20 protein-coding genes are annotated in these 15,524 nt (G+C 70.1%); 9 read left to right on the top strand and 11 right to left on the bottom strand.

Annotated features, from left to right (window positions below):
- Positions 1 to 101 precede the first annotated feature (101 nt).
- The 10 genes from EV668_RS02275 to EV668_RS02320 form a co-directional block, all read right to left on the bottom strand.
- A complete protein-coding gene (locus EV668_RS02275) occupies positions 102 to 863 on the bottom strand; it encodes an ABC transporter ATP-binding protein (RefSeq protein WP_245512780.1) in 762 nt (253 codons plus the stop codon).
- Entirely contained in the window at positions 860 to 1,876 is a 1,017-nt protein-coding gene (locus EV668_RS02280; protein ID WP_133768230.1) for a FecCD family ABC transporter permease, read from the bottom strand. The genes EV668_RS02275 and EV668_RS02280 overlap by 4 nt, the downstream gene beginning before the upstream one ends.
- Positions 1,876 to 2,922: an iron ABC transporter substrate-binding protein gene (locus tag EV668_RS02285; RefSeq protein WP_133768231.1), complete on the bottom strand. Its 1,047-nt coding sequence runs from the start codon at positions 2,920 to 2,922 to the stop codon at positions 1,876 to 1,878. The genes EV668_RS02280 and EV668_RS02285 overlap by 1 nt, the downstream gene beginning before the upstream one ends.
- Positions 2,919 to 3,413: a tRNA (N6-threonylcarbamoyladenosine(37)-N6)-methyltransferase TrmO gene (tsaA, locus tag EV668_RS02290; protein WP_133768232.1), complete on the bottom strand. Its 495-nt coding sequence runs from the start codon at positions 3,411 to 3,413 to the stop codon at positions 2,919 to 2,921. The genes EV668_RS02285 and tsaA overlap by 4 nt, the downstream gene beginning before the upstream one ends.
- Before the next feature lie 2 nt (positions 3,414 to 3,415).
- The gene (locus EV668_RS02295; RefSeq protein ID WP_133768233.1) at positions 3,416 to 3,625 is read right to left on the bottom strand and encodes a TOBE domain-containing protein; all 210 of its coding nucleotides are present in this window, start codon (positions 3,623 to 3,625) and stop codon (positions 3,416 to 3,418) included.
- A gap of 60 nt (positions 3,626 to 3,685) precedes the next feature.
- Positions 3,686 to 4,558: an HpcH/HpaI aldolase/citrate lyase family protein gene (locus EV668_RS02300; protein ID WP_133768234.1), complete on the bottom strand. Its 873-nt coding sequence runs from the start codon at positions 4,556 to 4,558 to the stop codon at positions 3,686 to 3,688.
- A complete protein-coding gene (locus EV668_RS02305) occupies positions 4,555 to 6,381 on the bottom strand; it encodes a hybrid sensor histidine kinase/response regulator (protein WP_166652312.1) in 1,827 nt (608 codons plus the stop codon). Before EV668_RS02305 ends, EV668_RS02300 begins: the two co-directional genes overlap by 4 nt.
- A 76-nt stretch (positions 6,382 to 6,457) precedes the next feature.
- Positions 6,458 to 7,825: an ATP-binding protein gene (locus EV668_RS02310; protein WP_245513028.1), complete on the bottom strand. Its 1,368-nt coding sequence runs from the start codon at positions 7,823 to 7,825 to the stop codon at positions 6,458 to 6,460.
- Between the two features lie 5 nt (positions 7,826 to 7,830).
- Positions 7,831 to 8,553, bottom strand: coding sequence for a response regulator (locus tag EV668_RS02315; RefSeq protein WP_133768237.1), 723 nt, complete (start codon positions 8,551 to 8,553; stop codon positions 7,831 to 7,833).
- A gap of 3 nt (positions 8,554 to 8,556) precedes the next feature.
- On the bottom strand, positions 8,557 to 9,111 hold the full coding sequence (locus EV668_RS02320; RefSeq protein WP_133768238.1) for a MarR family winged helix-turn-helix transcriptional regulator: 555 nt from the start codon (positions 9,109 to 9,111) through the stop codon (positions 8,557 to 8,559).
- An 89-nt stretch (positions 9,112 to 9,200) separates the two neighbouring features.
- Between EV668_RS02320 and EV668_RS02325 the strand changes: the two genes are divergently transcribed.
- From EV668_RS02325 to EV668_RS02340, 4 genes are all read left to right on the top strand, one after another.
- Positions 9,201 to 10,085 carry a branched-chain amino acid aminotransferase gene (locus EV668_RS02325; RefSeq protein WP_133768239.1) on the top strand — a complete coding sequence of 295 codons (885 nt, stop codon included), beginning with the start codon at positions 9,201 to 9,203 and terminating at the stop codon, positions 10,083 to 10,085.
- A gap of 22 nt (positions 10,086 to 10,107) precedes the next feature.
- Entirely contained in the window at positions 10,108 to 10,542 is a 435-nt protein-coding gene (locus EV668_RS02330; protein ID WP_133768240.1) for a hypothetical protein, read from the top strand.
- 93 nt (positions 10,543 to 10,635) lie between these two features.
- Entirely contained in the window at positions 10,636 to 11,586 is a 951-nt protein-coding gene (locus tag EV668_RS02335; protein WP_133768241.1) for a TIM44-like domain-containing protein, read from the top strand.
- 277 nt (positions 11,587 to 11,863) lie between these two features.
- The gene (locus EV668_RS02340; RefSeq protein WP_425359608.1) at positions 11,864 to 12,094 is read left to right on the top strand and encodes a hypothetical protein; all 231 of its coding nucleotides are present in this window, start codon (positions 11,864 to 11,866) and stop codon (positions 12,092 to 12,094) included.
- A gap of 6 nt (positions 12,095 to 12,100) precedes the next feature.
- Here the strand turns inward: EV668_RS02340 and EV668_RS02345 are convergent, their stop codons facing one another.
- Positions 12,101 to 12,490 (bottom strand): hypothetical protein, encoded by a 390-nt coding sequence (locus EV668_RS02345; RefSeq protein ID WP_133768242.1) that lies wholly within the window; start codon positions 12,488 to 12,490, stop codon positions 12,101 to 12,103.
- A gap of 132 nt (positions 12,491 to 12,622) precedes the next feature.
- Between EV668_RS02345 and EV668_RS02350 the strand changes: the two genes are divergently transcribed.
- The 5 genes from EV668_RS02350 to EV668_RS02370 are packed head-to-tail and all read left to right on the top strand — an operon-like array spanning position 12,623 to position 15,524.
- Positions 12,623 to 13,153, top strand: coding sequence for a prolyl-tRNA synthetase associated domain-containing protein (locus EV668_RS02350; RefSeq protein WP_133768243.1), 531 nt, complete (start codon positions 12,623 to 12,625; stop codon positions 13,151 to 13,153).
- A gap of 59 nt (positions 13,154 to 13,212) precedes the next feature.
- Positions 13,213 to 14,106, top strand: a complete 894-nt coding sequence (gene trxA, locus EV668_RS02355) for a thioredoxin (protein WP_133768244.1) — start codon at positions 13,213 to 13,215, stop codon at positions 14,104 to 14,106.
- Between the two features lie 15 nt (positions 14,107 to 14,121).
- Positions 14,122 to 14,793: an LON peptidase substrate-binding domain-containing protein gene (locus EV668_RS02360; RefSeq protein ID WP_133768245.1), complete on the top strand. Its 672-nt coding sequence runs from the start codon at positions 14,122 to 14,124 to the stop codon at positions 14,791 to 14,793.
- Entirely contained in the window at positions 14,790 to 15,002 is a 213-nt protein-coding gene (locus EV668_RS02365) for a Trm112 family protein (protein ID WP_133768246.1), read from the top strand. Before EV668_RS02360 ends, EV668_RS02365 begins: the two co-directional genes overlap by 4 nt.
- Before the next feature lie 6 nt (positions 15,003 to 15,008).
- Positions 15,009 to 15,524, top strand: a complete 516-nt coding sequence (locus EV668_RS02370; protein WP_133768247.1) for a hypothetical protein — start codon at positions 15,009 to 15,011, stop codon at positions 15,522 to 15,524.

Raw genomic sequence — 15,524 nt, forward strand, 5'->3', positions numbered from 1 at the left:
CGCGGCCGCCATCCTCCCTCCTCATGCTGAGGCGCCCCGCGCAGCGGGGCCTCGAAGCACGCGCTCCGGTCGAAGAGGAGCGGGAGGCTGAGGCCTCGCTCCTACCCCGGTAGGAAGGCGCGCCTCTCGCCCTCCCGCACCTCCTCGACCGGCGTGCCGTAGAGGCGCTCCAAGCGCTCGCGCAGGAGGATGTCCCGGGCGGGGCCGCTCTCGATCATGCGGCCGTCCCGGATCGCGGCGACGGCATCGGCGTGGCGCAGCGCCTGGTTCGGGTCGTGGGTGGTGAAGAGCACCGCGAGCCCAGCCTCCCGGAGGGCGCCGATCTCCCGCAGCACGCGGCCCTGGTTGCCGAAATCGAGGCTCGCCGTCGGCTCGTCGAGCAGCACGACGGCCGGTTCGGCGGCCAGCGCGCGGGCGATCAGCGTCAATTGGCGCTCGCCGCCCGATATCTCCGTGATCGGGCGCTCAGCGAGGCGAACGATGCCGAGGCGCGCGATCGCGGTCCGGGCGGCTTCCTCGTCGGAGGTAGAGGGGCGGGCGAAGGGCGAGGCGAAGGCCGTCCGGCCCATCAGCACGGTCTCGAAGACGGTGAAGCCGAAGCCGGCTCCCTGGCTCTGCGGCACGTATGCGATCCGCCGCGCCCGCTCGCGGATCGGAATGGCGGCGAGGGGCACTCCGTCGAGCCGGACCTCGCCCGCGAGCGGCGGGATCAGGCCGAGCAGCGTCTTGAGCAGGGTCGTTTTGCCGCCGCCATTCGGGCCGAGGAGCGCCGTCGCCCGTCCGGCAGCGAGGGCCATGTCGAGCCCCTCGCCGACGCGGCGGCCGGGATAGCCGATGGCGAGGCCGCGCCCTTCCAGGATCACGACCAGCCTCCGCGCGCCCTCGCGAGAAGGACGATGAAGAAGGGCGTGCCGATCGCCGCCGTCAGGATGCCGAGCGGCACCTCGATCGGCGCCATCGTCCGGGCGAGCGTGTCGATGAGGAGGAGATAGCCGCCGCCGAGGATCGCGGCCGTCGGCAGCAGACGCGGGAAGCTCGGCCCGACGAGGAAGCGCGCGAGATGGGGCACGACGAGCCCGACCCAGCCGACGATCCCCGAGGCGGCGACGCTCGCCGCCGTGACGAGCGTCGCCGCGATCACGATGGCGAGGCGGAGCGGGCCGGTCGCGGCGCCGAGCGAGCGGGCCTCCTCCTCGGGCAGGGACATCACGTTCATGCGCCAGCGCAGGAGGAGCAGCACGGCCGTCCCGGCAAGGACCGGCACGGCCAGCGGGAGGATGTCGCCCGGGCCGATCCCGGCGAGGCTGCCGAGCAGCCAGAAGGTCATCGCCGGGAGCTGGTTGTAGGGGTCGGCGAGGTACTTCACGAGGCCGATCCCCGCGCCGAGCAGAGAGCCGACCACGATGCCCGTGAGGACGAGGGCGAGGATCGCATCGCCGCCGCGGAGCGCGCTGCCGATCGCATAGACCGCAGCGACGGCGAGGAGGCCGCCCGCGAAGCTCGCCGCGCCGATCCCGAGGATGCCGAGCGAGAAGAAGATGCCGAGGACGGCGCCGAGCGCGGCACCGGTCGAGGCGCCGAGGATGTCGGGCGAGACGAGCGGATTGCGGAACAGGCCCTGGAACGCGGCCCCCGCGCTCGCGAGCGCGCTTCCGACGAGGAGCGCGGCAAGGACCCGCGGGCCTCGGATCTGCAGCACCACCGCCTCGACCGCAGGGGAAAGGCCGGTCGGCGCGCCGGTCAGCTTCGCGGCGAGGACCCGGAGCAGATCGGCGGGCGAGACCGGGTAGCGGCCGAGCGAGAAGGCGAGAAGGACGCCGGACAGGAGCACGAGCAACGCGGCCGCGAGGCCGAGCCAGCCTCGACCGGGGCGCATCACTCCCGACCCGCGAGAACCCGCGCCAACGCGTCGTCGCTCGGGGCGACGTGGTAGAAGGTCTGGTAGAAGCCGCGCGCCGTGGCCAGCATATCCTCGGGGAACAGCTCCGGGTGGAGGATCTTGCCGAGCCAGAGCAGGCCGATCAGCCGGTTCACCGAGGGCGGGAAATCGATCCAGCCGAAGGGCAGCCTCGGCGAGAGGTGGACGCGGCCTTCGCGCACGGCCCGCACCGGCGCCCAGGCCGGATCGTCGCGCACGGAGGCGGCGAAGCTCCGGTCGATCGTGACGATCACGTCCGGGTCCCAGGCGAGGACCTGCTCGATCGAGACCGTCGCGAGCCCGCCGCCCTCCTCGCCCGCGACGTTCACGGCCCCGATGAGAGCGAGGCTCTCGACGTTGATCGAGGTGCCGCGGCCCGTCTCGAGCCCGCGAGGGCCCCGGGCCACATAGACGCGAGGACGCTTTCCTTGCGGCACGCGGGCGATCCGTTCGGCCACGCGCGTCAGGATCGCCTCGGAGGCCCTCGCCATGCGCTCGCCGTCCTCCGGCCGGCCGATCAGCCGGCCGAGGTCGCGATAGGCCTTCGGTGTCGCCGAGAGCCGCCCGTCGAGGAGGGCATAGGGGATCCCGGTCTGCTCCTGGACGCGATCTGCGAGCGAGGCGAAGGTGCCGCGCGTCGAGCCGGAATCGAGGATCAGGTCCGGCTTAAGGGCGAGCACCACCTCCAGATTGGCGGTGTTGCCGCGCCCCGTGATGCGGCCTGTCTCGGGCCGGGCGCCGATCTCGAGAAGGAGGAGGTCACGCTCCTCGCTACTGAGCGCGCGGGGCCAGCCGATCAGGAGGTCGGGCGCGAGCGTGTAGAGGAGGATCGCAGCGGGAGGACCGGCGGCGAAGACGCGCTGGACCATTGCCGGGATCGGAACGGTGCGGCCGGCTCCGTCGGTCAGGCTCGCGCCGTCCGGGACGGCGGTGCCCTGGGCGAGCGCGTGCGGTATCGCGAGGGCGGCGAGGCCGCCGGTGAGGAGGCCGCGCCGACCGATCATGGGCCGGTCTCGAAATCGCCCGGCTGGGCCGGGGCGAGAGGGGTGAAGGAGCAGCGGTCCGGTTTGAGATCGATCAGCGGCGTGCCGTCGAGGCAATCGAGCCCGCGCACGAGGACGGTCGAGCCCTCGATGCCGACGAGCGCGGCGACCGAGGTCCCGATGGGGTTGGGGCGCACGGGCGAGCGCAGCGAGAAGACCCCGCGCGTCGTGCCGTCGCTCTTGGGGCTCTGGAGCAGGATGTCGCGGCGCGACTGGTCGAGCCAGTAGAGCACCTCGACCTTGTCGTAGCCCGAGAGACCGGCGAGCCCTCCTGCCCAGGGCTCATCGAACTCGATCCGGCAGACCGGGCCGTCGAGACGGCCCTGTCGCGGGCAGGCGAGCCGATCGGTCCAGGGCGTGCGGATCCTGCCGATGAAGACGAGGCCGGCGTCCTCGGCCGGCGGCATCGCGACAGCGACCTCGCCCTCGCGGATTTCGTTCCGCCGGACCATGGTCAGTCCACCGCCACCATGACGTCGGAGGCCTTGATCACGGCATAGGCGTCCTTGCCCGCCTCGAGGCCGAGTTCGTCGACGGCCTCGTTGGTCACGGAGGCGGTCACGATCGAGCCGTTGCCGAGATCGATCTTCACATGGGCCGTCGTTGCGCCCTTCTTGACGTCGACGACCGTCCCCTTGAGGCGATTGCGGGCGGAAATTCTCATCGTGTTTTCCTCCTGTGTCCCAGGGCTAGCCGCCGGGCGGCAGGCTGGCAAGGCGCCGCGTCAAGCCGAGGCGGCGATCGCGTCGGCGAGCGCGACGGTGCGTTCCGCCATCTCGGCGTGAAGCCGCTCGACCATGCGGCCGTTCAGCGAGATCACCCCCCGGCCCTGGTTCTCGGGCAGGGCGAAGGCCGCGATGATGGCCCGCGCCGCCTCGATCTCGGCAGGGGGAGGGGCGAAGACGTCGTTGGCGATGGCGATCTGATCGGGATGGATCAGGGTCTTGCCGTCCATGCCGAGGTCGCGGCCCTGTTCGCATTCGGCCCGGAAGCCGTCGAGATCCTTGAGGTCGTTGTAGACCCCGTCGAGCACGTCGAGCCCGTGGGCGCGGCCGGCGGCGAGGGCGAGGGCGAGCCAGGGCAGCATCGGCGCCCGGCCGGGCACGAGACGGGCGCGCGTCTCCTTGGCGAGGTCGTTCGTGCCGAGGATCATGCAGGCGAAGGGCGATGTGCCGCCGCGCGCGGCCGCGGCGATCGCGTCGATGTGCAGGATGGCGAGCGGCGTCTCGATCATGGCCCAGATCCGCGTCGCGGAGCCGGCGGGGATCGCCTTCTCGACCGCCTCGATCTCCGCGGGGCTCGAGACCTTCGGCAGCAGCACCGCGTCGGGCTTCGCGGCGATCGCGGCTTCGAGATCGGCGCGTCCCCACTCGGTCGCGGTGCCGTTGACGCGGATCACGACCTCGCGGGAGCCGAACCCGCCCTCCCGGACCGCGGCGGCGACGGCATCGCGCGCCGCCGCCTTGGCGTCCGGCGCCACCGAATCCTCGAGGTCGAGGATGACGGCATCGACCGGCAGGGTGCGCGCCTTGGCGACCGCGCGGGCGTTCGAGCCCGGCATGTAGAGCGCGCTGCGGCGGGGGCGGACGATCGTCATGCGTGAACCTTGTCGATGGTTTGGGCCGGAGACATTCCGGCGGGGGGGAAGCAGAAGGCCACTCGTGTACCCTCTCCCTCGCGGCTGTCGATGGCGACCGTGCCGCCGTTCTGACGGGCGAAGCCGGCGACCTGGGCGAGGCCGAGCCCCGTCCCGACGCCCGCCGCCTTGGTCGTGAAGAAGGGTTCGAAGGCGCGCCGCACCACCGCGGGCGTCATGCCGCTGCCTGTATCGGCGACCGTGAGGCAAACGTCGCCCGGGGCGCCCGTCTGAGGCGGGGTCGCTTTGGTCTCGATCGTCACGGTGCCGCCTTCGGGCATCGCGTCGCGCGCATTGACGACGAGGTTGATGAGAGCCGTCTCGAGGCCGGCCCGGTCCGCGAGGATGGGCGGCAGGCCGGAGGCGAGATCGAATTCCAGGGCGGCCTTCTTGCCGATGCTCTGGTGGAGGAGATCCGACAGGCCGGAGACGATCTCGGAGACGTCGAGCCGCTGCGGATCCGGCGGTTGGCGCCGGGCGAAGGCCAGCAGTCTCGCGCAGAGCTGCGCCGCGCGCTCGGCGCCCGCCCGCGCATTGGCCACGTAGCGTTGCAGCGGCGTGTCCTCGTCGCCCAGCCGCCGGGTCATGCGATCGAGATTGCCGATGACCACCGTCAGGAGGTTGTTGAAATCATGGGCGACGCCGGAGGTGAGCTGACCGATCGCCTCGAGCTTCTGCGACTGGCGGAGCTGCTCCTCGAGTTCGTCGAGGCTCCGCATCGCCGCGGCCCGTTCGCGCTCGGCGCGGGCGACGTCCTCGTAGGCCCAGAACTGGCGCATGGAGGCCGCGGTCACGGCGGCCACCGCCGCGGCGAGGAGGCCTGTGACGACGCCGAACGCGATCGCCTGATCCCGCCATTCGGCGAGGACGCTTTGCGCGGTGCGTTCGATCGCCGTCGCCATCGGAAAGCCCGGGACGAGGTTCCAGGCGACGAGGCTCGGGGATCCGTCGATGGGGGAGGGGCCTTCCTCGACGCTCGGCGGCCTCGCTCCGATCAGATCGCGGAGAGCCGGCGCGTCGGTCCGCTGGCCTATGCGCTCGGTCGTCGGGTAGCGTGCGACCAGGGTCCCGTCGAGACGCCAGAGGCTCATCGATGTCCCGCGGCGCAGGACCAGCGCGCTGTAGGATCGCGCGAAATAGGACAGGTCGATGGCCGCATAGACGACGCCGGCGAGTTCGCCCGACGGGCTCAGGAGCCGCCGGGCGAGGTAGATCGACCAGTCTCCCGTGGCCCGGTTCTGCAGAGGTTCGCTGAGGAACGGCTCTGGGGCTCTCTCCCGCGTCATCCGGCGAAAGTGGTCCCTGTCGGACAGGTCGATCTCGGGCGTCGGGAAGCCGCGCGAATGCGCGACGAGACGCCCGTCGCGATCGATGACGCTGAGAGCGGCGAGCTGCGGCAGGCCGACCACCCGCAGGCGCAGCATGTCATGGAGCGTCCGGTCTCGGCGGTAGCGATCCAGCGCCTCCGGCGAGGCGCCTCCTTCCTGCCGGATGTCGCCCTCGACGGTCTGCAGGACGAGATCGATGCTCTCCAGGGCGCGCCCGATGCTCTGCGCCGAAAGACCGTTGAGGTTCAGGAGGGCGACCTTCGCCGCCTTGACCTCGCGCTGGCGCGCTTCGGCAACGAGAAGCATGGCGCCGATGCCGACGAGCGCGAGCACCACGACGCCCGTGGCCAGCGCCGCCTGGACGGGGCGGCTGGCTCGCAGACGCGTCAGAAAACGTCGCGAAGGTGTGGTCGGCGCGCCTTCGGGAGGCAGCTTTCCGGGCATCAGCGTCGCCATGCCTCTCCTGCGGCTTGCGGTGCCGCAAGGGTAGCGAAGAGGAGACGCTCCGGGAAGCTTGGCCGTGGCGTTGCGCTCACGCCGGCAGCCGGACGGTCGCCCGCAAACCCCCGAGCGGGCTGTCGCCGAGGATGATGTCGCCGCCATGGGAGCGCGCGATATCCCGCGCGATGGCGAGGCCGAGGCCGGAGCCGCCCTCGTCCTGGTTGCGGGCTTCGTCGAGCCGGACGAAGGGCCGGAAGACCTCTTCCCGCTTGTCCGGGGGGATGCCGATGCCGTCGTCGTCGACATGGATCACCAGCCAGCGCGTCTCGTGATTGGCGGTGATGGCGATGCGGTCGCCGTGGCGGGCCGCGTTCGAGACGAGGTTGAACAGCAGGCGCCGGAAGGCATCGACGCGGACCGCGATGTTCGGTTCGCCGGCGATATCGAGCGTCGTATGGTGGCCGGCCCGCTCAGCGTCGGCCTTCAGCTCCTCGAGCAGCGGGCGCAGGTCCGTCGGCACGGCGGCCTCGCCCGTGTCGCCGCGCGCGAAGGCGAGATAGCCTTCCAGCATGCGGTTCATTTCGTCGACGTCGCGCTTGAGATCCTCCGTCTCGGGCGTCTCTTCGAGAAGCGCGAGCGAGAGCCGGAAGCGGGTGAGGATCGTGCGCAGATCGTGGCTGACGCCGTTCAGCATGGTCGTGCGGCTCTCGAGCGCCCGCTCGATGCGCCGTTTCATGTCGATGAAGGCGAGTCCGGCCTGACGCACCTCGCGTGCCCCGCGCGGGCGGAACTCGATCTCGCGGCCGCGGCCGAAATCCTCGGCCGCCGTCGCGAGCTTCTGGATGGGTCTGATCTGGTTCCTCAGGAACAGGATGGCGACGGTGAGGAGCACGAACGACGTCGTGACCATCCAGACGAGGAAGATGTGCGAGTTCGAGGCATAGGCGAGGCTGCGGCGGGCGAGGACCCGCATCACCCCGTCCTTGAGCTGGATGCGGATCTCGATGAGGTTCGAGCGCCCGACCGTGTCGATCCAGAACGGGCGGCGGACCTGCTTCGTGATCTCGTCGGACAGCGCTTCGTCGAGAAGCGAGAAGAACGGCTTCGGACCCGGCGGCGGAAGCGCATCGCCCTTGCGGAACTCGACATCGAGCACGAGCCGCTCGGCAGCGATCCGCGAGAGCTGATCCGGGCCCGGATGGAGCGGGTCGGTCTCGTAGAGGTCGATCAGGGCGGCCATGTCGGCGGTCACGGCTGCCGACAGGCGCTGCGTCACGAGCTGCCAATGGCGCTCCATGAAGACATAGGCGACGACCGATTGGAGCAGGACGACCGGTGTGATGATGATGATCAGCGAGCGGGCGTAGAGGCCCTTCGGCAAAGCCCCGGACAGCGCCCGGCGCGCGAGCCGGAACGCCCCGCGCAGGTGGCGGAACGAGGGGCGGGCGGGCGCGCGCATCGCCATCACGCGTCGATGACGAGCCGATACCCGACGCCGCGGACCGTCTGCAGAAAGGCGGGGTTCGCCGGATCCAGCTCGATCTTGCGGCGCAGCCTGTTCATCTGGACGTCGACCGCGCGTTCGTTCGGCCCGCCGCCGGCCCCGCCGGACAGTTCCTCGCGAGAGACCTCTCCCCCGCCGCGCTGGCCGAGCAGCGCCAGGATCTCCCGCTCGCGATCGGTGATGCGGATGACCTCGCCGCCGCGGGCGAGCTCCCCCCGGTCGAAGCGGAAGGTGAAGGGTCCGAACCGGATCGTCGCCGGCAGCGGCTTCGTCTCCGCCTCGGCCTGGGGCGCGCGTTTCAGGATGTTGCCGAGTCGCAGGATCAGTTCGCGCGGGTCGAAGGGCTTGGTCAGGTAGTCGTCGGCGCCGGTTTCGAGCCCCTTGATCCTGTCCTCCGGCTCGGCCTGCGCGGTCAGCATCAGCACGGGCAGGGCGCAGCCCTCGGCGCGCCGGCCACGCAGGAACTCGACCCCGCTCTCGCCCGGCATCATCACGTCGAGCACGATCGCGTCGAAGACGACATTCCGGGATTTGGCGCGCGCATCCGGCGCGCTCGCGGCGGTCGTGACGCGATAGCCGCGCTCGCGCAGGAAGCGGGATAGAAGCTCGCGCAGTCGCCGGTCATCATCGACCACCAGGATGTGGGGCGCGTCGTCCGGCGGGTCGGTTCGTGGGGACGTCATCCCTCAGGGATTATCACTCCCGCCGGGCTCCCGCACCCCGCAGCGTTCCGGCCGGTCGATCATCCTGCTCAGGAAAAGACGCGCTGCGGCCTCCAACTCGCCGTCCTCGTCTCGGCCGAGCGCGCGCCGGATGCGCCGCGTCTGGATGCGGACGAGGCGATCCGACAGGTCGAGCCCCGCCTCGGTCGGATAGAGCAGGCGCTGCCGGCGGTCCTGGGCGCCCACGCGCGCCTCGACGAAGCCCTTGTCGACCAGCTCCTTGAGGACCCGGTTCAGGCTCTGCTTCGTGATCTGGAGAAGATCGAGCAGGTCGGCCACGGGAAGCCCCGGCCGGCGCGCCACGAAATGGACGACGCGATGATGGGCACGTCCGAAGCCGAGTTCGCTGAGGACGCGGTCCGGATCGCCGACGAAATCGCGGTAGGCGAAGAAGAGAAGCTCGATGAGCTCGTAGGCGGGCGGGAGCGGCCGCGCCTCGGGCCGCCGGCCCGCGATGTCTTGCGCGCTGTCCAGGGAGGTCGTCACGCCATCCTCGAGATACGTCAGCCTTGTTGACATATCTCAGGGGCGCCGATAGCCGTCAAGTCGTCTTCGAGCCCGGTTCGCCGACCCGTTCCGGCTGCACGAAGCCCCGGGAGGAACGGTCAATGAGCGTGGTCCCCTTCGATCAGCGCGACGGCTGGATCTGGTACAACGGCGACCTCGTGCCGTGGCGGGACGCGAAGCTCCACGTGCTCTCGCACGGGCTGCATTACGCGTCGTCCGTCTTCGAGGGCGAGCGGGCCTATGACGGCGTGATCTTCAAGTCGCGCGAGCATTCCGAGCGCCTGAGGCATTCCGCGGAACTGCTCGATTTCGAGATCCCCTATTCGGCCGAGGAACTCTGCGCGGCCAAGGCGCTGTGCGTCGAGCGGAACGGCGATCCCAACGTCTATGTCCGGCCGGTCGCCTGGCGCGGCTCCGAGATGATGGCCGTCGCGGCCCAGAACGCGACCATCCACGTCGCCATCGGCGTCTGGCCCTGGCCCTCGATGTTCGACGTCGCGACCAAGATGAAGGGCATCCGGCTCGACATCGCCGATTGGCGCCGGCCCGATCCGGCCTGCGCGCCGTCCGCCTCCAAGGCGGCCGGCCTCTACATGATCGCGACGATGTCGAAACATGCCGCGGAGCGGAAGGGCTATGCGGATGCCCTCATGCTCGACTGGCAGGGCCGCGTCGCCGAATGCACGGGCGCGAACGTGTTCTTCACCCGCGGTGGACAGCTCCACACGCCGCTCGCCGACTGCTTCCTCGACGGCATCACCCGGCGCACGATCATCGACCTCGCCCGGCGCCGCGGCATCGAGACCGTGGAGCGCCGCATCATGCCGGGGGAACTGCCGAGCTTCAACGAGTGTTTCATCTGCGGCACCGGCGCCGAGGTGACGCCGGTGTCCGAGATCGGTCCGCATCGCTACGTCCCCGGAAACATCTCGCGGATGCTGATCGAGGATTACGCTGCCGAGGTCCGGCCGGGCGCGGCGATTTGAGAGCACTCTGACGGAGACCGAGATGCGCCTTTCGATTCTGTCACTGGTGGCGCTTCTGGCTGCGGCGCCGGCCGTGGCGCGGGAGCCCGCAGCCGCTCTGCAATCCTGGGGCATCCTCGGAAGCTGGGCTCCGTCCTGCGAGGCCCCTCCGAGCGACGACAACGTCTATTACATCTGGCTCGAGCGGGACGGAGATGCCTTCCTCCAGCGCAAGGGCGGCACCTTCGGTGATACCAGCCCCATCAGCGCCGCCCGCGTCACGCCGGAGGGCCTCCTCGAATACCATGTCAGCTTCGGCCGGCAGGTGATGATCAACAGCTGGGGCCGGGGCGAGAAGGGCATCCGCATCTTCGCCAACCGCTACGAAGGCGGTCGCCCGACCGTCCGGGACGGGCGGCTCGTGCATAACGGAAAGCCGACGCCCTGGCATTCGCGCTGCGACGGCGCGCCGGCCTGATTTCGGTCGCGCTTCCGCCCCGTCATGCCTTGTGATCGGGGCAGCCCCGTTCCATATACATGCGCGAGGGGATGCACCCTCCACGAGGAACGCATGATCAATCGCTTCAGGACCCTTACCCGCACGGCGCTCGTCGCCGGGCTCGTGACGGTGCTCGCGGCGCCGATCGCCGAGGCGCGGCCGGGCGGCGGCAAGAGTTTCGGATCGCGCGGCGGATCGTCCTGGTCGGCACCGAAGCCGACGCCGACGGCCCCGCGGGGCGGTGCCCCGATCCAGCGCAGCGAGACGCCGAGCACGGCGCAGCGGCCCGGCATGGCCGCACCGACCGCGGCTCAGCCTCGCCGCTTCGGTCTCGGCACCGGCATCATGGCCGGTCTTCTCGGCGCGGGCCTCTTCGGTATGCTGACGGGCAGCGGCTTCTTCGGCGGCATCGCCGGGCTCGCCTCGATCCTCGGCTTCCTCTTCCAGATCGCGCTGATCGCCGGCCTCGTCTGGCTCGCGCTCCGCTTCTTCCGCAGGCGGCAGGAGCCGGCTTTCGCGACGCCTGGCGCCGCGCCTCAGCCGGACCGGTCCGCAGGTCCGATGCCGGGCGCGCAGCGCAGCGGCCTCGGCGGTTTCGGCGGCGGCGGGCGTCAGCCGATCGAGATCGGGCCCGAGGACTACCAGGCCTTCGAGCGCAGCCTCGGCGAGATCCAGCTCTCGTATGGCCGCGGTGACGCGATGGCACTGCGCCGCCTCGCGACGCCCGAAATGGCCGGCTACATGGAACAGGATCTCGCGGCCGATCGGGCGCGTGGCATTCGCAACGAGGTCAGCCAGCCGAAGCTGCTCCAGGGCGATCTCGCCGAGGCGTGGCGCGAGGGCACGACCGAATACGCGACGGTCGCCATGCGGTTCGAGATCGTCGAAGCCCATGTCGAGATCGCGCGCGGCCGGGTTGTCGAGGGCAACCGGACCGCTCCGACCGAGGCCACGGAAATCTGGACCTTCCGTCGCGACATGAAGGGCCCCTGGCTCCTCTCGGCGATCCAGCAGGCGGCCTGACGGGCCGTCGACCCACGGAATGCGGAACGGCCGGCGTCATCGCCGGCCGTTTTCGTTTCGGGCGGCCCTCGCGCGCGCTCGAAACGCCGCCGAGTGCATGAGCGCAGTCGGGATCAGCCTCCTCACCTGCGACCGTACGCAGCGTCTTCTTCCGGAACCGTCCGCCTTCGCTCTGGTTGGTCCGGGAAGCTCGACAATTCGGAGAGGAGACGAACGAATGCACGTCGTTCACCACGCCGTCGCGCCCGCCTGTGGAATGATGCCGATATCTGCCTGGATCGCCGGCCCCGGCTCGCCCCGTCCCGCCAACCCGGACCATGAGCCGATCCCCGGCGGCAACATTCCGACGGAGGTGCCGCCGACCTCGCCGGACGAAATGCCGGATATCGGCCCGACCGGGCCGCGAACGCCTTATCCGGTCAACGATCCCGGCATCAGCGAGCCGACCGGACCGGGTTCGGAGCCGGATTATCTTCCCGGCAAGCCGTCGAGCCCGATGCAGCTGTAGCCGTGCTCAGTGGTCCCCGAGGGACTTGCGGATGTCTCGGGGAGAGTTGAGGATTTCGAGGAGGCCCTGCGCCACGTGCCGGGCCTCTTCGTCGTTCAGGCGCAGCACGAAGGGGGGCAGGGGGCCGGCCTGGAGAGCGACCACAGCCTGGCCATCCTCGTCGGTGCCGATGTCGATGGCGGGCGAGGTCACGTCCAGATACTCGTCCTCGCCATAGGCCTCGGTCGGCTCGGCCTGGGGATCCTCGTCCTGGTCGATCTTCAGCAGCATCTGGCCGAGCGCAAGGATGAGCGACTGGGCCGTGCCAGGGTCCATCACCACCGCAGTCGTATGATCGTTCTTCTCGAAGGCGAGTTGGATGTTGTTGCCTTCGAGAGTCACCGAGATGCCGGTCATATCGTGTCCGAGCCAGAACTGATAAGCCCCATATAGGCGCTTTGTTCGGCCAGTGTGAGAGGAGGTTGGCTTTCATCGGCACATCGTGAACAGCAGCCGGGTGACGAAACGGAAGCGCAAGCCCATCACGCCATGAAAACGACACCCGAGGCGATCCTCGCGCGCCTGTCCGCGCTCGGCATCCCGCACGAGACGCACCGGCACGAAGCGGTCTTCACCGTGGCGCAGTCGGCTCCGGTCAAGGCTGCGATCGCGGGCGCGCATACGAAGAACCTGTTCCTGAAGGACCGCAAGGGCAGCCTCTTCCTCGTCACCGCCAAGGACGACACGCAGATCGACCTGAAGCGCCTCCACGAGACGATCGGGGCGGCGAGCCGCCTGTCGTTCGGCTCGGCCGAGCTTCTCGTCTCCGTCTGGGGCGTCGAGCCGGGCTCGGTGACGCCCCTCGGCGCGGTGAACGACGTTCCGGCCAGCGTCCGCGTGATCCTCGACGAGCGCCTGATGGGTTTCGAGCGCGTCAACGTCCATCCGCTCGTCAACACCATGACGACGGGCCTCGCGCCCTCCGACCTCGTCGCATTCCTCGTCGCGACTGGGCACGAGCCGGCCATCCTGGCGCTGCCGGCTCCCCCTTCCGAGCCCGACATGCGCTCCGGCGATTGATTGACCCGCGCGCGCCTCCATCTTAGGGCTTCGCCGCATTCCCCACGCCGAGGCCTTCCATGCTCGCTGCAACCGCCGCGCCCGCCGACGGATTGATCAAGGACACGACCACGGCCGCGTTCCGGCAGGACGTGATCGCCGAATCGATGAACCAGCCGGTGCTCGTCGATTTCTGGGCTCCCTGGTGCGGCCCCTGCAAGCAGCTGACGCCGATCATCGAGAAGGCCGTCACAGCCGCCGGCGGCAAGGTGAAGCTCGTCAAGATGAACATCGACGAGCATCCGCAGATCGCGGGCCAGCTCGGCGTCCAGTCCATCCCGGCCGTCTTCGCCTTCGATCGCGGCCAGCCGGTCGACGGGTTCATGGGCGCGCTGCCCGAGGGCCAGGTGAAGGACTTCATCGAGCGTCTGGTCGGCCCGGGCTCGGCCGCTGCGGACGATCTTCTGGCGGAGGCCGCCGCGCGGGCCGAGGCGGGCGACGCCGGGGGCGCGGCCGAACTCTATGCCGCGGTCCTGGCCGAGGACCCGGAGAACGTCGCGGCCATCGCCGCCCTCGCCAAGCTCCATCTCGATCTCGGCGATCTCGACGGCGCCAAGCGCTTCCTGTCGATGGCTCCGGCCGCCAAGGCCAACGATCCGGCCATCGCCGGGGCGCGGGCCGCGATCGAGGTCGCCGAGCAATCGGCCTCGCTCGGCGATCTCGCCGAGTTCGAGCAGCGCCTCGCGGCCGATCCGGACGACCATCAGGCCCGGTTCGACCTCGCGCTCGGCCTTGCCGGCAAGAACCGCCGCGAGGAGGCGGCCGACCAGCTCCTGACCATCGTCCGCAAGGAGCGGGCCTGGAACGACGAGGCGGCCCGCAAGCAGCTCGTCCAGTTCTTCGAGGCCTGGGGGCCGATGGACCCCGCGACGCTCGCGGGGCGCCGCCGGCTCTCCTCGATCCTGTTTTCGTGAGGTGCGGCGGGAGGGCTGGCCATGAACGTCGTCTATGAAGGCCCCGGCGACCTGCCCGAGACGATCCCGGTCTTCCCGCTTGCCGGTGCGCTGCTTCTGCCGCGCGGGCAGATGCCGCTCAACATCTTCGAGCCGCGCTATGTCGAGATGATCGATGCCGCGCTGCGCGGGCCTCGCCTCATCGGCATGATCCAGCCGGAGGCGGACCAGGATTCCCGGACCACCGTGCCGCGCCTCTACCGGGTCGGCTGCGTCGGGCGCCTCGTCCAGTTCGCGGAGACGGGCGACGGGCGCTACCTCATCTCGCTCGCCGGGATCGCGCGCTTCGCGATCGAGGAGGAGCTGCCCGCCACGACGGCCTTCCGGCAATGCCGCATCACGGCGGAGCCCTTCGCGAACGACTTCAAGCCGAGGCTCGGCGAGGAGGAGGTGGATCGCGAGGCGGTGCTCAACGCGCTCTCGCGCTTCGCCGAGGCCCGCGGTCTCAAGATCGATTGGGAGGACGTGACGAAGGCGCCGAACGAGGCCCTCGTGAACGCGCTCTCCATGATGGCGCCCTTCGGCCTGCGGGAGAAGCAGGCGCTGCTGGAGGCGGCGAGCCTCAAGTCGCGTGCCGAGACCCTCGTCGCCATCACCGAGATGGAACTCGCCAAGACCGATCCCGGCTCGCAGAGTACGCTGCAATGACCGACGACACGCCCACCGTTTCCGGCTCGCCCGCGCCGCGGCTCGATCCGAAGCTTCTCGAGATCCTCGTCTGTCCCCTGACGAAGGGTCGGCTCGACTACGATTCCGACCGCCAGGAGCTCGTGAGCCGGGGCGCGCGGCTCGCCTATCCCATCCGCGACGGCATCCCCATCATGCTGCCGGAAGAGGCGAGGGCGCTGACGGAGTGACGCTGCGTGGCTTCGGAGCCTGACCGGCGCGCCGCAGGGCGCGTCGCAAGCGCATCGTCATGGGAGCCGGCGGAGTTTTCGGTTCAGTCCTTCGTCCGGGAACCAGGTGGGGTCGCGCTTTACGCCAAGGTCGTCTGTGACACCGGCGAAGCGGCTCGGCGGATGGTCGGGCGCCAGGCCGCCATCCACGGAAATGCCGCCGCTGTTCAAATCGCGGCAGGCGTATCCGCGCATCGGCGCGAGGCCCTGATCCTCGCCACCGCCGGTGAGCTTCCGTCAGGCTGGTTCGACCTCGTCTCCCCGCTACCGGGGGACCGCAGGAGCGACATCTCTCCGGTTCTCGCCGCAGCCGCAATGACGGTGATCCTGCTCCCCATCGCCCTCGTCGTCGTGGCGTTCGTCGTCCCGGCGGCGCTGGATCGGCTGCTGTTCTCCCTGCTCATGGTGGTCGCAGCCCCCATCGTCTTCGTTGCGATGTGGTTTTTGACGTTCGCCGTGATCCACTTTTCCGAGAAAGAGTAG

The sequence above is a fragment of the Enterovirga rhinocerotis genome (assembly GCF_004363955.1).
Lineage (GTDB): Bacteria > Pseudomonadota > Alphaproteobacteria > Rhizobiales > Beijerinckiaceae > Enterovirga > Enterovirga rhinocerotis.